The organism is Microbacterium meiriae, from assembly GCF_040685015.1.
In the GTDB taxonomy this organism is placed as follows: Bacteria; Actinomycetota; Actinomycetes; order Actinomycetales; family Microbacteriaceae; genus Microbacterium; species Microbacterium meiriae.
In genome coordinates, this window is record NZ_JBFBHD010000002.1 from 1,391,057 (window position 1) to 1,408,554 (window position 17,498).

General features: G+C 71.4%; 14 protein-coding genes. 5 read left to right on the plus strand and 9 right to left on the minus strand.

Features of this window, described 5'->3' with window-relative positions; all coding sequences use genetic code 11:
* Positions 1 to 15: 15 nt before the first annotated feature.
* Positions 16 to 1,182 carry an ADP-forming succinate--CoA ligase subunit beta gene (gene sucC / locus AB0N68_RS15115; RefSeq protein ID WP_025103777.1) on the minus strand — a complete coding sequence of 389 codons (1,167 nt, stop codon included), beginning with the start codon at positions 1,180 to 1,182 and terminating at the stop codon, positions 16 to 18.
* A 174-nt stretch (positions 1,183 to 1,356) separates the two neighbouring features.
* Here sucC and AB0N68_RS15120 point away from each other — a divergent pair, with 174 nt between their 5' ends.
* From AB0N68_RS15120 to AB0N68_RS15130, 3 genes are all read left to right on the plus strand, one after another.
* Positions 1,357 to 1,641 (plus strand): hypothetical protein, encoded by a 285-nt coding sequence (locus tag AB0N68_RS15120; protein WP_280568171.1) that lies wholly within the window; start codon positions 1,357 to 1,359, stop codon positions 1,639 to 1,641.
* Positions 1,642 to 1,766: 125 nt separating this feature from the next.
* Positions 1,767 to 2,432 (plus strand): TetR/AcrR family transcriptional regulator, encoded by a 666-nt coding sequence (locus tag AB0N68_RS15125; RefSeq protein ID WP_259954271.1) that lies wholly within the window; start codon positions 1,767 to 1,769, stop codon positions 2,430 to 2,432.
* A gap of 66 nt (positions 2,433 to 2,498) precedes the next feature.
* On the plus strand, positions 2,499 to 3,734 hold the full coding sequence (locus tag AB0N68_RS15130; RefSeq protein ID WP_187663457.1) for an acyl-CoA dehydrogenase family protein: 1,236 nt from the start codon (positions 2,499 to 2,501) through the stop codon (positions 3,732 to 3,734).
* Here AB0N68_RS15130 and AB0N68_RS15135 read toward each other — a convergent pair.
* Positions 3,731 to 4,282: a GNAT family N-acetyltransferase gene (locus AB0N68_RS15135; RefSeq protein WP_280568176.1), complete on the minus strand. Its 552-nt coding sequence runs from the start codon at positions 4,280 to 4,282 to the stop codon at positions 3,731 to 3,733. The genes AB0N68_RS15130 and AB0N68_RS15135 overlap by 4 nt on opposite strands.
* Complete coding sequence (locus tag AB0N68_RS15140) at positions 4,282 to 4,764, minus strand: hypothetical protein (protein WP_280568179.1); 483 nt, start codon at positions 4,762 to 4,764, stop codon at positions 4,282 to 4,284. Before AB0N68_RS15140 ends, AB0N68_RS15135 begins: the two co-directional genes overlap by 1 nt.
* Before the next feature lie 65 nt (positions 4,765 to 4,829).
* Here AB0N68_RS15140 and AB0N68_RS15145 point away from each other — a divergent pair, with 65 nt between their 5' ends.
* Positions 4,830 to 6,281, plus strand: a complete 1,452-nt coding sequence (locus AB0N68_RS15145) for a phytoene desaturase family protein (protein ID WP_280568182.1) — start codon at positions 4,830 to 4,832, stop codon at positions 6,279 to 6,281.
* A 43-nt stretch (positions 6,282 to 6,324) separates the two neighbouring features.
* Entirely contained in the window at positions 6,325 to 7,368 is a 1,044-nt protein-coding gene (locus tag AB0N68_RS15150; protein WP_187663453.1) for an ATP-dependent DNA ligase, read from the plus strand.
* A 6-nt stretch (positions 7,369 to 7,374) separates the two neighbouring features.
* Here AB0N68_RS15150 and ligD read toward each other — a convergent pair whose 3' ends face one another.
* The 6 genes from ligD to AB0N68_RS15180 form a co-directional block, all read right to left on the minus strand.
* Entirely contained in the window at positions 7,375 to 8,445 is a 1,071-nt protein-coding gene (ligD, locus tag AB0N68_RS15155; protein WP_280568186.1) for a non-homologous end-joining DNA ligase, read from the minus strand.
* 66 nt (positions 8,446 to 8,511) lie between these two features.
* Positions 8,512 to 9,648, minus strand: a complete 1,137-nt coding sequence (locus tag AB0N68_RS15160) for an SseB family protein (protein ID WP_280568188.1) — start codon at positions 9,646 to 9,648, stop codon at positions 8,512 to 8,514.
* Between the two features lie 44 nt (positions 9,649 to 9,692).
* Positions 9,693 to 12,146: an ATP-dependent helicase gene (locus tag AB0N68_RS15165; protein WP_280568191.1), complete on the minus strand. Its 2,454-nt coding sequence runs from the start codon at positions 12,144 to 12,146 to the stop codon at positions 9,693 to 9,695.
* An 84-nt stretch (positions 12,147 to 12,230) separates the two neighbouring features.
* The gene (locus tag AB0N68_RS15170) at positions 12,231 to 15,356 is read right to left on the minus strand and encodes a lamin tail domain-containing protein (protein ID WP_280568194.1); all 3,126 of its coding nucleotides are present in this window, start codon (positions 15,354 to 15,356) and stop codon (positions 12,231 to 12,233) included.
* A 133-nt stretch (positions 15,357 to 15,489) separates the two neighbouring features.
* Positions 15,490 to 16,506 (minus strand): ABC transporter permease, encoded by a 1,017-nt coding sequence (locus AB0N68_RS15175; protein ID WP_280568197.1) that lies wholly within the window; start codon positions 16,504 to 16,506, stop codon positions 15,490 to 15,492.
* Positions 16,503 to 17,489: an ABC transporter ATP-binding protein gene (locus tag AB0N68_RS15180; protein ID WP_280568200.1), complete on the minus strand. Its 987-nt coding sequence runs from the start codon at positions 17,487 to 17,489 to the stop codon at positions 16,503 to 16,505. Before AB0N68_RS15180 ends, AB0N68_RS15175 begins: the two co-directional genes overlap by 4 nt.
* Positions 17,490 to 17,498: the final 9 nt, after the last annotated feature.

The following is a 17,498-nucleotide window of genomic DNA, read 5'->3' on the forward strand; positions in this document are numbered from 1 at the left end:
AATCCTGTCGAAGCGTCAGGCGTTGGCGAGCTCGGCGGCCTTGTCGGCGCCCTCGTCCATCGTCGCGGCCAGGGTCACGAGCGGGTGCGCGTAGTCGGCGAGGATCGCACGACCCTCGTCCACGCGGTTGCCGTCCAGGCGGACGACGAGCGGCTTGGAGGCCGTGTCGCCCAGCGTCTCCAGGGCACCCTTGATGCCGTTGGCGACGGCGTCGCACGCCGTGATGCCGCCGAACACGTTGACGAACACGCTCTTGACCTGCGGGTCGCCGAGGATGACGTCGAGACCGGCGGCCATGACCTCGGCCGAGGCGCCGCCGCCGATGTCGAGGAAGTTGGCGGGCTTCACGCCGTTGTGGTTCTCTCCGGCGTAGGCGACCACGTCGAGCGTCGACATGACCAGACCCGCGCCGTTGCCGATGATGCCGACCTCGCCGTCGAGCTTGACGTAGTTGAGGCCGGACGCCTTGGCCTTGGCCTCGAGCGGGTCGGCGGCGTCCTTGTCCTCGAGCGCCTCGTGCTCGGGGTGGCGGATCTCGGAGGCGTTGTCGTCGAGCGTGACCTTGCCGTCGAGCGCGATGATGTCGCCGTCCTCGGTGCGGACGAGCGGGTTGACCTCGACGAGCGTCGCGTCCTCACCCTTGTAGACGTCGTACAGCTTCACGAACACATCGGAGACCTTCTCGACGAGGTCCTCCGGGAAGTTCGCGGCGCGAGCGATCTCGACCGCCTTCTCCTTGTCGATGCCGGTCAGCGGGTTGACCTCGACGCGGGCGAGGGCCTCGGGCTTCTCGACGGCGAGCTGCTCGATCTCCATGCCGCCCTCGACGGAGCACAGGGAGAGGTAGGAGCGGTTGGCGCGGTCGAGCAGCACGGAGAAGTAGAACTCCTCGGCGATGCGCGCACCCTGCGCGACCATGACGCGCTTGACGACGTGGCCCTTGATGTCGAGCCCGAGGATGGCCTTCGCGGCTTCGTACGCCTCATCGGGGGTCTTGGCGACCTTGACGCCGCCGGCCTTGCCGCGGCCTCCGGTCTTGACCTGGGCCTTGACGACCACGACACCGCCGATCTTCTCGGCAGCCGCCTTCACCTCCTCGGGGGTGTCCGCGACGATGCCGGCGAGGACCGGCACTCCGTACTTCTCGAAAACGTCTCGTGCCTGGTACTCGTACAGATCCACTGTGCTTCCTTCACTGGGCTGCGGTCTGGTCTGGTGATTCTCTCGATGTCGAGACATCGACCAGTCCCCCAGCCTACTACCGCAGGCTGAGCGCTCCGACGCCCCGACGCCCTCCCCGACCCGCCGACGCCTCCGGTACGATTCTCGGCGTCGGAGCAAGACGGAGGAGACGACGTGAGCGACCTCACCGGCGCCCAGGCGCAGCGCATCATCCGCGACGAGAAGCTCACCGCGACCGCGAACTGGTTCGGCCGTACAGGCCGACCTCAGTCGTCCGCCTGGATCGAGCGCGAAGGCGAGGAGTGGATCGTCTGGGAGGCCGACGAGCGCGGTGAGCGCTTCCATGCGCCGCTCCGCTTCCGCTCGGAAGCCGAGGCCCTGGACCTCTTCATACGGATCGCTCGGCGGTATCGGGCATCGGACTCGCGCGCGAGTCGGCGGACCCCGGACGCCTCGTGACCACAGCCAGGATCAGCATGGACGGTCGCGCGCCCTCACGGAAACGCGGGTCCTGGAACTGCGTCAGCGGTGCGCTCCCGCGGGGACGCTCGGGCGTGAGCCCCACGGCGGTCTAGGATTTCGCCATGCAGGAATCCGCAGAGCTGCGCACCGGGGGCGTCGTCGCCGCCGCGCTCGAACTCTTCAGCGCCCAGGGGTTCGACCAGACGTCCGTGGAGCAGATCGCCAAGGCCGCCGGCGTCTCCCGGTCGACCTTCTTCCGGCAGTTCGGCGGCAAGGAGGACGTGGTCTTCGCCGATCACGAGGTCCTGCTGGAGCAGCTCCGGGAGTTCCTCGACGAGGGGCACGACGATCCGTGGGGCGCGGTCTGCGCGGCATCGGAGTCCGTGTTCACGCACTTCGCGAACGACCCGGAGCTCGCGCGACGGCGCTACCAGATCGTGCGGGAGGTGCCGGTGCTCCGTGAACGCGAGATCATCACCGTGTTCCGCTACGAGCGGCTGTTCGACGAGTACCTGCGCAGCGCCCTGCCGGGAGTGGATCCGCTGGACGCGGTGGGCTTCGCGGCGCTCGTGACGGCGGTGCACAACCACGTGCTGCGACAGCTCCTGCGCGGACGCAAGAAGGTGCCGCTGTCCACCCTCCAGTCCGCGCTCGCGGATGCGCGTCGACGGTACGGCGTCGGCGAGGACACCGCGGCGGGGGCTCCGGACGACATGGTGGTGGCGGTCTTCCCGCGTTCGATGCCCGTCGCCGAGGTCACGCGGAGGCTGCGCTCCGAGCTCGACTGAGCCCGCCGGAGAGGTCGTGATACCGAGTATCGAGGAGTACGATACCTGGTGTCACGAAGGAGCATCATGAGCACGGAAGCCTCCCCCGTCCCCGGCGAGCGCGTCTCGTCCTACGACATCACCGGACGGCAGGACAGCGACTACTACGCCGTCTTCGCCGACATCCCCGCCGTCGACCGGGAAGCCTGGGACCGCGCGAAGGCGTACGTCGACGAGGTCGCCCCGCAGATGGCCGAGGCCTGGGACCGCGCCGAGTACCCGCTCGACGCCGCCCGCCGGATGGGCGAGATGGACCTCGTCGTCGACGGCGTCGACCATCCCGCGCTCACCCGGCTCTCCCCGCTCGCCGCCGGCCTGGTCAACATGGAGATCTCGCGGGGAGACGGCTCCCTCGGCACGATCCTCGCCGTGCAGGGCGGCCTCGCGCTGCGGACGCTCGCCCTGTTCGGCTCGCCCGCCCAGCAGGACCGCTGGCTCACGGCACTCGCCGACGGCTCGGTACTCGGATCCTTCGCGCTGACCGAGCCCGACCACGGCTCGGACTCCGTCTCGCTGGAGACCGTGGCCCGCCGCGACGGCGACTCCTGGGTGCTCCGCGGCGCCAAGAAGTGGATCGGCAACGGCGCCTCGGGCGGCATCGCCTTCGTCTGGGCACGGGTCGACGACGAGTCCGCTGCCGAGCACGGGGCGGTGCGGTGCTTCCTCGTCGAGCAGGACGCCCCCGGGTACACCGGCACTGTGATCCGCGGGAAGGCCTCACTCCGCGCGATCCACCAGGCGCACATCCGCCTGGACGACGTGCGGGTACCGCTGGACGCGGTGCTGCCGGGGACCAGGAGCTTCAAGGACGCCTCGACCGTGCTCTACGCCACCCGGTCCGGAGTCGCCTGGTCGGCGCTGGGCCACGCGACGGCCTGCTACGAGGCGGCTCTGGCCTACGCGAAGGAGCGTGTGCAGTTCGGCAAGCCGCTCGCGAAGTTCCAGATGGTGCAGGAGCGGCTGACGCACATGCTGGAGGACCTGACGGCGATGCAGCTCTACTGCCGCCGGATGGCAGACCTCGAGCAGGCAGGAGCGCTGCGTCCGACCCAGGCCTCGCTCGCCAAGTTCCACAACACCCGGGCGGCCCGGCGGATCGCGGCGACGGCGCGTGACCTCCTGGGAGGCAACGGCATCCTCCTGGAGAACGGCGTCATGCAGCACATGGCCGACATCGAGGCCATCCACACCTACGAGGGCACCGAGTCCGTGCAGGCCCTCCTTCTCGGTCGCGACATCACCGGGATGAGCGCCTTCGCCTAGCCCTTCGAATCGCTCACTTCGCTGGGTTCGGCGGCCGGATGCAGCGAAGTGAGCGATTCGAAGCAGAGGAGGTGGTCGCGATCGTCCCAGGGGTCGACGGGGCGGAAGCCGCGGGACGTGTAGAGCCGGATCGCGGCGTCGCGCCACTCCCACACCGACAGCCGCACCGCACCCTCGGCCTCCGCCAGGACGGCGTCGAGCAGCGCGGAACCGACGCCTCGGCCGCGCACGGCGGGGTCAGCCCAGAGCCGCTTGACCTCGGTGTGACCGGCATACGGCAGGGCGATCACCACGCCGGCCGGGGCCCCGTCGATCTCCGCCACGAGCACCCGACCATCGGCGTACGCGGTCGCAGGGTCACGGACCTCCGGCCGGTACCGCTCGGGGAGTTCGCCCTCGGGTTCCTCCGGATCACCCAGGACGTCGTGCTTCTCCTGCTCCGTCTGACGGAGGTACGTCGAAATCGCCGTACCGACGAAGGCCGCATCCTGTGGCCACTCCGCCTCGCGGACGGAGACGCCGCCGTGCGACGCGGAGGCCGCGGGCATCAGTCGCAGCCGCAGCCGCCGGCGGGGGTCTTCACCATGAAGCAGACGTCGCACACGCCGTAGTCGCGCTCGACGGGCTTCGGCGCCGCGGGCGTGCGCGGCGCCGACGGGGTGCGCGGCGTCGTGGAACGCTTGGCCTTGACGGGGGCCTGCGGGGCGAACTCGCTCGGGTGCGTGACGTAGAAGTACGGCGCGCGCCCCTCGCTGGGCTGCAGCCGCAGGCGGGTCGAGCCGACGGTGATGACCTCGTCCTCCGTGAATCCGTTGGTGTACGTGCGGCCGATGTGCAGCGCCGCGCCCTCGCGCCGGATCGCCTCGATGTAGCGACCGCGGTCGATCAGAGAGGTCACCCCCGCGGAATCGACGATCTCGGTGATGAACGCATGGTTCACCGGATCGATGCGGTGCGCGCGGAGCGCCTCGGGAAGCGAGCGGTACGGACGGGAGGTGCCGGCGGGGGTCGGGCCCTGGACTTCATTCATCCCTTCCAGGATCGCACGGCGCAACCCCCTCCGCCGACCGCGGACTCGCGTGCGAGACTGGCCGCATGGCACTCGCGACGATCATCGGATCCGGCCCGAACGGCCTCGCCGCCGCCGTCTCCCTCGCCCGCGCCGGCTACCGGGTACGCGTGCTCGAGGCTGCGGACACGGTCGGAGGGGGCCTGCGCACTCCGGAGGCCACCCTCCCCGGCTTCCGTCACGACGTCTGCTCGGCCGTCCACCCCGCAGCCGTCGCCTCGCCCTTCTTCCAGGCGTTCGGGCTCGACGAGCGGATCGAGTGGATCCGCCCCGAGATCTCCTTCGCCCATCCGCTGGACGACGGTCGTGCCGCCATCGCGTGGCGCGACATCGAGCGCACCGCCGCCGACCTCGGCATCGACGGGGACGCCTGGCTGCGCCGGCTCCGCCCCCTCAGCACGCACATCGACGGCGTCACGGACTTCACCGGTAACCAGCTCCTCCGCCTCCCGCAGGACCCGATCACCGCCGTCCGCTACGCCATCCGCATGCTCGACCAGGGCACGCCCCTCGCGCGGGCCGCCTTCCGCACGGAGGAAGCGGCCGCGCTCATGGCCGGAGTGGTCGCGCACGCGAACTCCCCGCAGCCCACGCTCGCCGGCGCCGCGGCGGGTCTGCTGCTGGCCGGGCTCGCCCACGCCGGCGGCTGGCCGTACCCCCGCGGCGGCTCGCAGGTGATCGCGGACGCCCTCATCGCCGATCTCGAGGCCCATGGCGGCACGATCGAGACGGGCGCCCGCGTCACCGACCTCGCGGACCTGGACGCGGGCGACCCCGACCGCGGTGACGTGCTGCTGCTCAACACCTCTCCCCGGCTCGCACTCACCCACCCTGACATCCCGGCCTCGTACGCCCGCGCCCTCCGCGGCTACCGCTACGGCGCCGCGGCGGCGAAGGTCGATTTCGCGCTCGATGGACCCGTCCCGTGGGCGAACGAGCACGTGCGGAGCGCCCCGACCGTGCACGTCGCCGGGACGAGGGAGGAGGTGTGGAACAGCGAGAACGCGGTCGCGGTCGGCCACGTGTCCGAGCGTCCGTACGTGCTGGCGGTCCAGCCCTCGCTCTTCGACCCGACCAGGGCGCCCGACGGCAAGGCCGTGCTCTGGGCGTACATCCACGTGCCGAACGGCTCCGACCTCGACCCGACCGAACTCATCACCGCACAGGTCGAGCGCTTCGCGCCGGGATTCCGCGACCGGATCCTCGCCCACCACGCGGTGCCGGCATCCTCGCGCGAGGCGATCAACCCGGCCGAGATCGGCGGCGACATCTCCGGCGGCGTCTTCGACATGCGTCAGGCCCTGCGCCGCCCCGTCCTCTCCCCCACCCCGTGGCGGACGCCGATGCGCGGCGTGTACCTCGCGTCGGCCTCGACTCCGCCCGGCCCCGCGGTCAACGGCATGGCGGGATGGCACGCGGCACACACCGTGCTCCGCGACGCCGGCACGCCCGCGGAGCTCGACGACCTGTTCGGCTGACCCGGCCCTTTCCCCCGCTCGCCGCCCGGTCCAGGATGGGTGCATGCGCTACGAGATCCCGGCCCCCATGCTCGCCAAAGCCGTCGCGGCCGTTCCCGACCCCGACAAGACGCCGGGCGGCCTGCTCTACGAGCCGAAGTGGGACGGGTTCCGCGGGCTCATCGCCTGGGACGGCGAGAAGGTCGAGATCGGGTCCCGCGGCGCGAAGCCCCTGACGCGCTACTTCCCGGAGCTCGTCGACGCGATCCCGCAGCTGCTGCCCGTGCCCTGCCTGCTCGACGGCGAGATCGTCGTGGCCACGGGTCCGCACGGCGCGCAGCGTCTGGACTGGGAGGCCCTCAGTCAGCGCATCCACCCGGCGGCCTCCCGGGTCGCGAAGCTCGCCACGGAGACCCCGGCCATGTTCATCGCCTTCGATCTGCTCGCCTCCGGGGAGGACGACCTGCGGGCCCAGTCGTTCGAGACGCGCCGGGCCCGGCTGGAGACGCTCATGGAGTCCGTGGAGCACCCGCTGCACCTGACCAGGACCACCCGCGATCGGGACGCGGCCGTCCGCTGGCTCGAGGAGTTCGAGGGCGCGGGGCTCGACGGCGTCGTGGCGAAGCCGCTGGCCCAGCCTTACGCGCCGGGGAAGCGCACCCTGTTCAAGATCAAGCATGCGCGGACCGCCGACGTCGTCGCCCTCGGCTACCGCATCCACAAGTCCGGCACCGGGGTCGGCTCGCTGCTCGTCGGGCTCTACGACGCCGACGGGACCCTGCGCCAGGTCGGCGGCGTCGCGGCGTGGAGTGACGCGAAGCGGAAGCAGCTCGTGGAGGAGCTCGCGCCGCTGGTCGAGCGCGACGAGGACGGCGCCGCCGTGACGGGTGAGGGTGAGCGGTCGCGGTTCAGCGGATCGAAGGACGTGTCGTTCGTTCGCCTGCGCCCCGAGCGGGTGCTGGAGGTGCGGTACGACCAGCTCGAGGGCGCGCGCTTCCGCCACACCGTGCAGTTCGAGCGATGGAGGCCGGACCGGGACGCCCGCTCCTGCACGTACGACCAGCTCGACACCGTCGACGGCTACGACCTCGCCGACGTCCTGAGCTGAGCGCGCTCAGTCGTCGACGGGGTTGCCGTCGGCATCCCAGTTCGCGGCGTTCTTCTTGCTCGGCTGCACGCGCGGCGGCTCTCCCGGCATCTTCGGGAACTCCGGTGGGAAGGGCAACTCCCCGAGCCCGTCCGCCGTGTCGCGCTCCCACCACTCCAGCAGCGTGTCGATGCGCCCGGGCTTCGCCTGCATGTCGGCCCAGGGGTCGCCGACGTCTTCGAGCCGCTGCGGGACGCTCCGGACGGTGAACGTCCTGGGGTCGAGATCGTCGAGCTCGTCCCAGTGCACAGGCGTCGCGACGGTCGCACCGGGGAGGGCGCGCGGACTGTAGGCGCCGGCCATCGTGCGGTCGCGGTTGGCCTGGTTGAAGTCGACGAAGAGGCGCTCGCCCCGCTCTTCCTTCCACCAGTTCGTCGTGACGCGATCCGGCATCCGGCGTTCGAGCTCCCGGCCGGCGGCGATCACGGCGTGCCGCACGTCGAGGAACTCGTGGGTCGGCTCGATCGGGGCGAAGACGTGCAGGCCGCGGTTGCCGCTCGTCTTCGCGAACGCCTCCAGCCCGGCCTCCCGCAACACCTCCCGCAGAGCGTGGGCGGCGGGGACGGCCTCGGCGAACCCGGTGCCCGGCTGGGGATCGAGGTCGATCCGCAGCTCGACCGGGTTGTCGGAGTCGGTCGCCAGCGATGCCCACGGGTGGAAGACGATGGTGTTCATCTGCACCGCCCACACGATCGCGCTCGTGCGGTTCAGGACGATCTGGGGATGGCGGCGGCCGCTGTTGTAGGTGACCGTGACGGCGTCGACGAAGTCCGGAGTGCCCTTCGGCGGGTTCTTCGAGAAGAACCCCTCTGGACGCGGACTGCCGGCAGCGCCGACGCCGTCGCGGAAGCGCTCCAGGGACACCGGGCGGTTGCCGTTCGCCGAGAGGAACGGCACAGACACGAGCTGCACGTACTCGGCGAGTTCCGCCTTGGTGATGCCGAGGTCGGGCCAGACGATCCGATTCGGGCTGGAGAGCGCGACCTCACGCTCTCCGTCGGTGTCGGCGACGGTCAGGGTCACGCGTTCAGAGGCCATGCTCCGACCCTAGGGGGCGGTCACGACGCACGGAACCCCCGGCAGGCCCCCGGTGTACGCGTGCCGTCAGTCCTCGATCCGCACCGCGCGCACGAGCACCGGGGCGAGGGCGTCGCGCTCCACCACCATCGAGGGTCCTGCGGAGTCGATGATGACGCCGGCCATCTCGGAGTGGCTCGTCAGCACCTTCGCGAGCTGGTCAGGCTCGAAGGGCAGCGGGCGGTCGCCGCGGCCCAGCGCGATGACCTCCAGCGGGTGCGAGAAGAGTTGGAGGAAGCGCCGCCCGTCGGCTGTCTGAGCCTCGGCGATGCCGACCTGACCGGTGCCGGATCCGTCGTTCACGGCCACCCACATGCGCGTCGTGGCGAGGGCCTCGCCCACCTTGGCGGGCGAGTCCTGCTCCCGCGGAGCGGCGAGCAGCGACTTCACGGTCATGTCGACGTCGGCCTGCTCGAGCGTCTTCTGCAGGAGCTCGGTGGGGAACACCACACGATGCGGCGCGGACGCGTTGTCGATGATGAGACCCGCGAAGTCGCCGGAGACGACCTGCTGCATGACCGAGGTCGTCGGCTGGGCGACCGCGGACGTGGCGGACGGGTCTGCTTCGAGCTGGACGGAGTCGCGGACGGCGGCCGCCGAGCTGAATGCCAGCATGAACTGCCGCTCTCCGTCACGGACCACGGCGACGGCCAGCGGCTTGCCCTCGCTGATCTGCGCGCGGGCATCACCGCTCACGCGGATGTAGAGGTGGCTCTGCAGAGCCTGGCGGAGCACTCCGAGGAGCTGCTCGTTGGAGGCGCCCGCCTCGATCTGCGCCAGGGACTCGCGCAGGAGGACGTTGTCCTTCATGCCCGCCACGGTCTCGGTCTGCTCGGGCGGGAGCGCCGGAGCGAGCGGGAGCTTCCGCTCGGCAGCCGGCGCCGCGGGCTCCTCCGCCGGGCGCGGCGGTGTCGCTGCGGCAGCGGGCGCCGGTGCTGTCGCGGCATCCGGATCCGGAAGGGCGACCTCGGGTCCGGCTTCGGCGCCGACACCGCGGAACGCCTGGACGGAGATGCCGACGGCGGGCGATGCCTCGGCCGTCGACGCCTCCGACTCCTCGGTCGCCATGCTCGCGTCCTCCTCGGTGTCGGCTGCCGGAGCGGCGGAGGGGGCGGGAGCGACGGCGTCGTCGCCGGACTTCTTGCGGCGGGAGAAGAGGGCCATGGGAGCCAGCCTAACCGTGTCTCCCCGCCCCCTTCGCCGCGACGTCAGAGCTTCTGGATCGGTGCGACCTTGATGAGCAGCTTCTTCTGCCCCGCCGTGTCGAACCGGACGTGGGCGATGCGCTTGGCCCCCTCACCGGTGACGGCGTCGACCCGGCCCTCACCGAAGTCGTCGTGCCGGATGCGGTCTCCGGCGGCGAGTTCGAGGTCGCCGTTGTCGCGCATCTTGGCGGTGACACGGTTGGGGATCTTGTCCATCGCCGTCGAGAGCGGCTTGAGGGAGTCGCGGGGCAGGGCCTTGACGCCGAAGCGGTCGCCGGAGCCCCCGGAGCGGCGGGCGTTCAGCGCCCTGGACTGCATGCCCCCGCGGGAGTTGACGTCGCCCGGGGACTGCCGCCAGTCGATGAGGGAGGCCGGGATCTCCTGCAGGAACCGGCTGGGCATCGCGACCGTCACCTCGCCGAACTGCGCGCGGGTCATCGCCAGGGACAGGTGCAGGCGCTTGCGGGCGCGGGTGATGCCCACGTAGAACAGGCGTCGCTCCTCCTGCGGTCCGCCGGGCTCTCCCGCCGAGATGCGGTGCGGGATGAGGTCCTCCTCGACGCCGGTGACGAAGACCGCGTCGTACTCCAGGCCCTTGGCGGTGTGCATCGTCATGAGCGAGACCGACCCGGACTCGTCGTCGAGGTCGTCCGCATCGGAGACCAGCGCGACCTCGGTGAGGAAGTCGGTGATGGTGCCCTCGGGGTTGTTGCGCGCGAAGTCGCGGGTCACGGCCACGAACTCGTCGAGGTTCTCCACGCGGGCCTCGTCCTGCGGGTCGCGGCTGGCGCGCAGGGCGTCGAGGTACCCGCTCTTGGACAGCAGGAGGCTGAGCCCGTCGGCCACGGAGGTGGGCGGCGGCACCTCCCCCGTCGGCGGGAGCATGATCGCCGTCGCCTCGGCGAGAACCGCATCGAGCTGGGCGATGGCGGCCTGGATCTTCGGGCCCACACCGAGCTGCCCCGGCAGCGACAGGGCATCGCGGAAGGAGATGCCGTGCTCCTCGGCGAAACGGGCGATGGCGGTCTCTGTGACGTCGCCGATGCCGCGCCGCGGCTTGTTGAGGATGCGGCGCACGGCCATCTCATCGGCGGGATTGGCGACCGCCACGAGGTAGGCCAGGGCGTCCTTGATCTCGGCGCGCTCGTAGAACTTGGTGCCGCCCATGATCTTGTACGGCACGGCCGAGCGGATGAAGATCTCCTCCAGCGCGCGGGACTGCGAGTTCGTGCGGTAGAAGACAGCCATCTCCGAGTACGGCATGCCCTTGCGGTGCAGGGCCTCGATCTCGTCGGCGACGAACTGGGCCTCGTCGTGCTGCGAGTAGCCGGTGAAGCCGATGATCCTGTCGCCCTCGCCGCGGTCGCTCCAGAGCTTCTTGTCCTTGCGGTCGAAGTTGTTGCCGATGACGGCGTTCGCGGCGGAGAGGATGTTCTGCGTCGAGCGGTAGTTCTGCTCGAGGAGGACGACCTTCGCCCCCGGGAAGTCGCGCTCGAACTCGCTGATGTTGCGGATGTCCGCGCCGCGGAAGGCGTAGATCGACTGATCCGAGTCGCCGACCACCGTCAGCGACGCCCCGGCCTCACCGGCGCCCGGTGCCGGCTCGGGGTCGGGCTCGAAGATCATCATGCCGTTGGCGGCATACGGCTCCGGTGTCGCGCCGACGCCGGACACCGGACGGGTGAGCTCGTGGATGAGCGCGTACTGCGCGTGGTTGGTGTCCTGGTACTCGTCGACGAGGATGTGGCGGAACCGGCGGCGGTAGGTGTCGGCGACCTGGGGGAACGCCCGGAACAGGTAGACCGTCTGGCCGATGAGGTCGTCGAAGTCGAAGGCGTTGGCCTTCTGGAGCTGCCGCTGGTAGTCGGCGAAGACCTCGACGAAGACGCGTTCGGCCGGGTCGCTCATGTTGGCCTGGCGGGCATAGGCCTCGGCGTCGGAGAGCTCGTTCTTGAGCTTGGAGATGCGCCCCTGGACCGCCGCCGGGGTGAGGCCGTAGGCGTCGGCCTCGTGCTCCTTGACCAGGCGCTTGAGGAGGGCGCGGGAGTCGCCGGAATCGTAGATGGTGAAGTTCTTCGTGAACCCGAACTGCTGCGCCTCGCGGCGGAGGATCCGGACGCACGCGGAGTGGAACGTGGAGATCCACATGCCGCGCGCGGCGGCACCGATGAGCCCTTCGACGCGCTCGCGCATCTCGCCGGCGGCCTTGTTGGTGAAGGTGATGGCGAGGATCTGGCTCGGCCACGCCTCCCGGCTGCGCAGGAGCGAGGCGATGCGGCGCGTGAGCACGCTCGTCTTGCCCGATCCGGCGCCGGCGACGATGAGCAGCGCGGGCCCGCGATAGGTGACGGCCTCGAGCTGCTGGGGGTTGAGGCCGGCGAGGAGGTCGTCCTGCGCGGGGGCGCCGGAGGACTGCGGGCCGACGGATCCGGGGACGATGAGAGGGGCTTCGGTCATGACCTCTCGAGTCTAGGCGGCGGCACCGACATCGCGGTCCGCGTCGGGGAGGGATACAGGCGACCGCCCGCACCCCTCCCCCGGTCAGGCGGTGCGCTTCCGACGGCGCAGCGCGAGGACCCCGGTCGTGAGGAGCATCAACGCGAGCGCGGTGGCGGCCACCGGCAGGTCCGCTCCGGTCGCGGCCAGCCCCTCGCCCGCGGCGGTGACGCGCAGGTCAGCCCAGCCGAGGAGCGTCCCATCCGCCGCGTAGACCGCGATGCGGTGCGCGCCCAGCGGCGCGTCCACCGGAACGGTGACCGTGAGGGCACCCGTCGCCGAAAGCGTCCCCGCAGCCAGGCGGACCGGGACGGAGTACATCCAGACCTCCGCCCGCGCTCCCGCGGCATCCGCGCCGACCGTGACGGTGACCCGCTGCCCCGGTGCGGCCACCGCCGGATCGACGGTGACGCCGTGGCGGTTGCCGTCCACGAGCTCCGTGCCGGGAAGCGGCGGGTTCTCCGCACCAGGGTTCTCGCCACCAGGGTTCTCGCCGCCGGGGTTCTCCCCACCGGGGTTCTCGGCGCCTGTGCCGCCCGGCAGCGTGCCGGTGCGCAGCGCCTCCGAGGCGAAGCCATCGGCGAACCACCACACCGGACGCTGTCCGTCGACCGCGAGCGACGCGGGAGCCGTCGCGAAGCCCTCGTTGTTGATGTCGGGCATGCCGGCGGGCCGCGCGTAGTGAGCGATCCCGGGCCGGGCGGTCCCGTTCAAGGTGAGCTCGGCGGAGCGGCCCTGGCAGCCGTCGTCGCACACCGCCCACAGGGTGCCGCGGACGGCATCCCAGTCGAGCGCCATGACACCGGTGAGCCCGGGGGAGATCTCGGAGACGAGCGTGGCCGTGCCGTCCGCGGCGAGCGCGAAGGCGTAGACGTGCCCGTTGTCCTCCACCGCGACGAAGAAGAGGCCGTCGCCGTGTCCCGGATGCACGGCCGGGTCGTAGGCGGTCCCGGTGGTGTCGTCGAAGAGCTTTCCGTTCAGCGCACTGTCCGGCACCCACTGCACGGCCTCGATGCCGAGGTTCGCGCCGACCGCCGGGAGCATCGCCGTGAGATCCCATTCCCGCTGCGCCACGAGATCGCCGGCCGCCGCGTCCGGATCGACCTGCAGCAGCACGTTCTGGTTCACACCCTTGGCGCTGTTGTCGCGCTCGGACGCCACGTAGACCAGGCCCCTCCCGTCGACCGTGATGCCTTCGGTGTCCGGCCCTGCGGCGCCCGGGTTCCCGGCGTCCTTGGCGAAGCGCACACGCTTGCCCTCGTCCCAGCCCGCGGCCTTCTCCACCGAGCCGTCCGCGTGGGCCTCGAGCTTCCAGATGCGCCCCTCGCCGTTATCCACGGCCCAGAGGAATGCCCCGTCCGCGGTCTCCTGCACGTCGAGGCCGGAGCTGTCCTCGAGGAACGTCGGCACGTCGTCGAGCACCCGCACTTCGGCCGACCCCGGCCAGGTGCCGACGGTGACCTCGCCCGCGCACACGTTCGGCGCGCCCTTCGTCGGCGTCGCGGTCGCCGCGAAGGCTCCCGTGGTGTCAGGGCAGCGGCCCCAGGAGGTCGCCGCGTGGCCCTCGCCCCAGGCGGTCTCGTCGATGAGCAGCTCACCGTCGAAGAGGCGGACGGCGTCGCCCGCGCCCAGCCCGAAGCCGAGGGCCGAACGCTCGATGACGAAGAAGCCTCCGGCTGGGATCGTCGTGCCGACGGGAACGGTGTAGGCGTGGGCGTCGTCGTCGTCCTTCACGACGACGCCACCGATCTCGAGCGAGGCGCCGGTCGGGTTGACGAGCTCGATCCAGTCGTCCGGCGCGCCGCCGTCCGACTCGACCTCGTTGATCCGCACCGGGTTCCCGCAGGCGTTGCGCTGGCCCTTCGTCGCTGCCGGCGCGTCGACGAACGCGCCCGTCCCGTCGGCGCAGCGTGCCCAGACGCCGTCGGCGTGCGCGGAGTAGACGTGCTCGTCGATCATGAGTCCGTTCGCGTCCCGCAGCGTCACGGTGTCGCCGTTGCCCAGCCCGAAGACGAAGTCGGCGGGCTGATCGAAGACCCGGTATCCGCCCGGAGGCAGCAGCGTCCCCGCCGGCAGCGGCGTCGTCTCCGAGGCGTGTCCGACCGGATCGCCGTCCATGACGGTCCAGCCGGACAGGTCGACCGTGGTGCTGCCGGTGTTCACGACCTCGACCCAGTCGGTCGCGTCCCCGTTGGACTCGATCTCGTTGATCGCGACATCAGGGAGGACGCAGGAGTTCACCGCTCCCGGGGTCGCGTGCGCGAGCACGAAAGCGCCGGTACCGTCCGGGCAGCGCGCGAGCGTGGCGGCGGCGAAGTCCCCGTCGATGGCGGCGTGTCCCTCCCAGGGCTGCGTATCGTCGACGAGCGTGCCCGCGGTGTCGAAGAGGCGGATGCGGTCGGCGCTGCCGATGCCGATCGGGTCGCGGAACGCCGCCTCCACGCCGTCGACGAGCCCGATCGTGCCCTCATCGACGACGAGAAACGCTTCTGGTTCGATCGTGGTGCCCGGCAGGAAGCGCCACCGGTGGTCATCGGAGTTGTCGCGGATCTCGTACCCGGAGACATCGAGCGCCTCCGTCCCCGGGTTGTGGAACTCGACCCAGTCGGCCGGCTGCGAGTCGACCTCGTTGATGCGGATCGAGCCCGCGACCGACGCGACCTGGCAGTCGTTGGGCGCGCCCGGTGTCGCCGCCGTGGCATGCGCCCAGTCGCCCGTCCCGTCGGGGCAGCGCGCCCAGACCGCCAGCGGCGCGGTGTTCGCGTAGGCGTAGGAATCGACCTCGACCCCCTCCGGGTCGTGGAGGACGACCTCGTCCCCCTTGCCCAGCCCGAAGGCGAAGTCCACGTCCTTCACCAGGACGAGGAACGCGCCCGGCGCGAGCACCGTCCCGGCCGGTGCCGCGCCGAAGCTGTCGCGCTTCTCGTCCGAGACCCGCCAGCCGGTCAGGTCGACGCTCGCCGAGCCCGCGTTGTAGATCTCGATCTGGTCGGCGAGCCCGGTCGCCGCGTCGTCGTAGACGATCTCGTTGAGGACGAGCCCTGCTTCGGCGGTCGGCGCGGGCTCGCCGGGAGGGATGGCACCGGAGGCGGCGACGGGGGCGGCGATCAGGGCGGCGGCGCTCAGCGCGCACGCCGCCGTGACTGCCGCCACGGAGTGCAGTCGGGGCATGGGGGCTCCTGGAAGATGGCTCGACTGAGCGCAGACGGGTACCCGTCCAGACCACCGCTGCCGCATGGCCGTCCGTCGACCCGTCGGTGGACGGCCGGTGAACGGTCGGTGGCGTCTTCCTCGGCCCTGCCGGTCAGGCGATGCGCGTACCGGGCGGCAGCCGTCGCGCCGGCGTCCGCGTCCGTGCCCACGCTCCCGCGAACAGCGCCCCGGCGAGCACGACCTGCACCCCGAGCCCCACGAACCAGCTGGGCACGGTCTCGTCGATCACCTGCTCAGCCGTCTGGGAACCGCTCTCCGGATCGCAGTCGTCCCATCGCTGCTCCAGCGGCGAGAGCTGCGCGCTGCGGACACCGAACTTGATCTGCCCGTACAGATCGACCGGGTACCCGCTCGTGTTGAACTCGGTGGGGGTCGCGTCGGCGAGCACGACGAACGGGTTGGCGGCGAGCGCCCACCACACGAGGTCGAACCGCGGCGCCTCGTACGTGTAGCTGTCCCAGCTCTCGCAGTCCACGTTGCCGTTGCTGTCGTAGGGGCGGCTGTAGGTGGTCGCCTCGCTGCGCACGGCCAGGCCGCCGAGTGCGAAGACGATGATCGTGCCGATGACGAGCGCCGACACCACGAGGTAGGTGGACGCGACGGAGAACAGCGGTCGGGCGATGAGGCCGCTCAGCCCCACGCCGATCGCGGCGACGATGATGATCTCGGCGGCGAGGACGAGCAGCGCCACGAACAGCACGATCGGATCGGTTCCACCCGCCAGCAGCGACGCCGCGAGGAACGGAACGGCCACCAGCAGGAACGCGCCCCCCGTCGCGATCGCCGCGAGGAGCTTTCCCAGCATGATGTCGCCGGTCGACGCCGCGGTGACCTGGATCGGCGCGAGCGTGGCCGCCTCCCGGTCGCCGTTGATGGCGTTGCCGCTGAGCGTCGGCGAGACGAGCACGACGAGCAGCAGGACCACGTTGACGACGATGGACGACACGCCGGCCCCGACGTCCTCCCCCCAGGAGTACACGGCGAACGACAGGCCGGTGACGCCGAGGAGCACCAGCGCGAAGACGCCGAGGAGCACGTACCAGCCGACGCTCCGCAGCCGCTGGGTCAGTTCCAGGCGCGCGATGACGCCGATGTTCGCGAGGCTCATGCTCCCGCCTCCGTTCCGTGGGGTGCCGCAGGCGGCGGGGGTGGGGTCGTCGCCGCGGGCGGCTGCGGGTTCCGGAGCGCGAGGAAGGTGTGCTCCAGGTCGCTCTGCGCGGGCGCGAACTCCGCGACCGGCAGCCCCGCCTCCACGAGGTGACGCAGCGACTGGGCGGCGGCGTCTTCCCCGGGGAAGCCGACGAGGACGGCGCCGCGGTCCACGACGAGGGACTCGGGAGCGAGCCCGAGAGTCGACGCGACCTGCCAGGTGTCCGCGGTCAGGCGTGCGGGGGTCGCGCCGGCGAGCCGCACCCGCCAGGCGCGGACCGCGCTCTGCGCCGGAGCGGCATCCACGACGGCCCCGCCGACGAGGAAGACGGCGTCGTCGACGACCTCTTCCAGCTCGGACAGCACGTGGCTGGAGATGAGGACCGTGCGTCCTTCGGCCGCGAAGCGGCGCAGCAGCACCCGCAGCTGTACGCGGGCCTCGGGGTCGAGACCCGACGCCGGCTCGTCGAGGAGCAGCACCTGCGGGTCGTGGACCAGGGCACGGGCGAGGCCGAGCTTCTGCTTCTGCCCGCGGGAGAGCACCTTCGCCGCCGAATCCGCGAGCTCCCCGAGACCGACCAGGCCGAGGAGGTGCTGCGCCCGCCGTTCCGCGTCCGGGCGATCGATCCCGTAGAGCCGAGCGGTGGTCACGATCGTCTCGCGGGCCGTGAGCGAGGGCCAGGCGCCGAGCGCGTCCGGCATCCACCCCAGCACCCGGCGGGCGGCGAGCGGATCGGCCTCGGGGTCGATGCCGCCGATGCGGATCGAGCCGCTGTCGGGGGCGAGCAGCGAGGCGAGCATCAGGAGCAGGGTCGTCTTGCCCGCCCCATTCGGGCCCACCAGGCCCGTCACCCTTCCCGCCTCTGCGCGCAGCGTGGCCGCTCGCACGGCCTGCACGTCCCCGAACGCTCTACTGACGTCGTCCACCACTATTCCGGTCATGCGGTCAGT

Coding starts and splice junctions, on each gene's coding strand:
- AB0N68_RS15145 (WP_280568182.1), top strand. CDS start 4,830: ATGGCACTCGCGACGATCATCGGATCCGGCCCGAACGGCCTCGCCGCC.
- AB0N68_RS15165 (WP_280568191.1), bottom strand. CDS start 12,146: ATGACCGAAGCCCCTCTCATCGTCCCCGGATCCGTCGGCCCGCAGTCC.
- AB0N68_RS15160 (WP_280568188.1), bottom strand. CDS start 9,648: ATGGCCCTCTTCTCCCGCCGCAAGAAGTCCGGCGACGACGCCGTCGCT.
- AB0N68_RS15175 (WP_280568197.1), bottom strand. CDS start 16,506: ATGAGCCTCGCGAACATCGGCGTCATCGCGCGCCTGGAACTGACCCAG.
- AB0N68_RS15170 (WP_280568194.1), bottom strand. CDS start 15,356: ATGCCCCGACTGCACTCCGTGGCGGCAGTCACGGCGGCGTGCGCGCTG.
- AB0N68_RS15130 (WP_187663457.1), top strand. CDS start 2,499: ATGAGCACGGAAGCCTCCCCCGTCCCCGGCGAGCGCGTCTCGTCCTAC.
- AB0N68_RS15140 (WP_280568179.1), bottom strand. CDS start 4,764: ATGAATGAAGTCCAGGGCCCGACCCCCGCCGGCACCTCCCGTCCGTAC.
- AB0N68_RS15125 (WP_259954271.1), top strand. CDS start 1,767: ATGCAGGAATCCGCAGAGCTGCGCACCGGGGGCGTCGTCGCCGCCGCG.
- AB0N68_RS15135 (WP_280568176.1), bottom strand. CDS start 4,282: ATGCCCGCGGCCTCCGCGTCGCACGGCGGCGTCTCCGTCCGCGAGGCG.
- AB0N68_RS15150 (WP_187663453.1), top strand. CDS start 6,325: ATGCGCTACGAGATCCCGGCCCCCATGCTCGCCAAAGCCGTCGCGGCC.
- ligD (WP_280568186.1), bottom strand. CDS start 8,445: ATGGCCTCTGAACGCGTGACCCTGACCGTCGCCGACACCGACGGAGAG.
- AB0N68_RS15180 (WP_280568200.1), bottom strand. CDS start 17,489: ATGACCGGAATAGTGGTGGACGACGTCAGTAGAGCGTTCGGGGACGTG.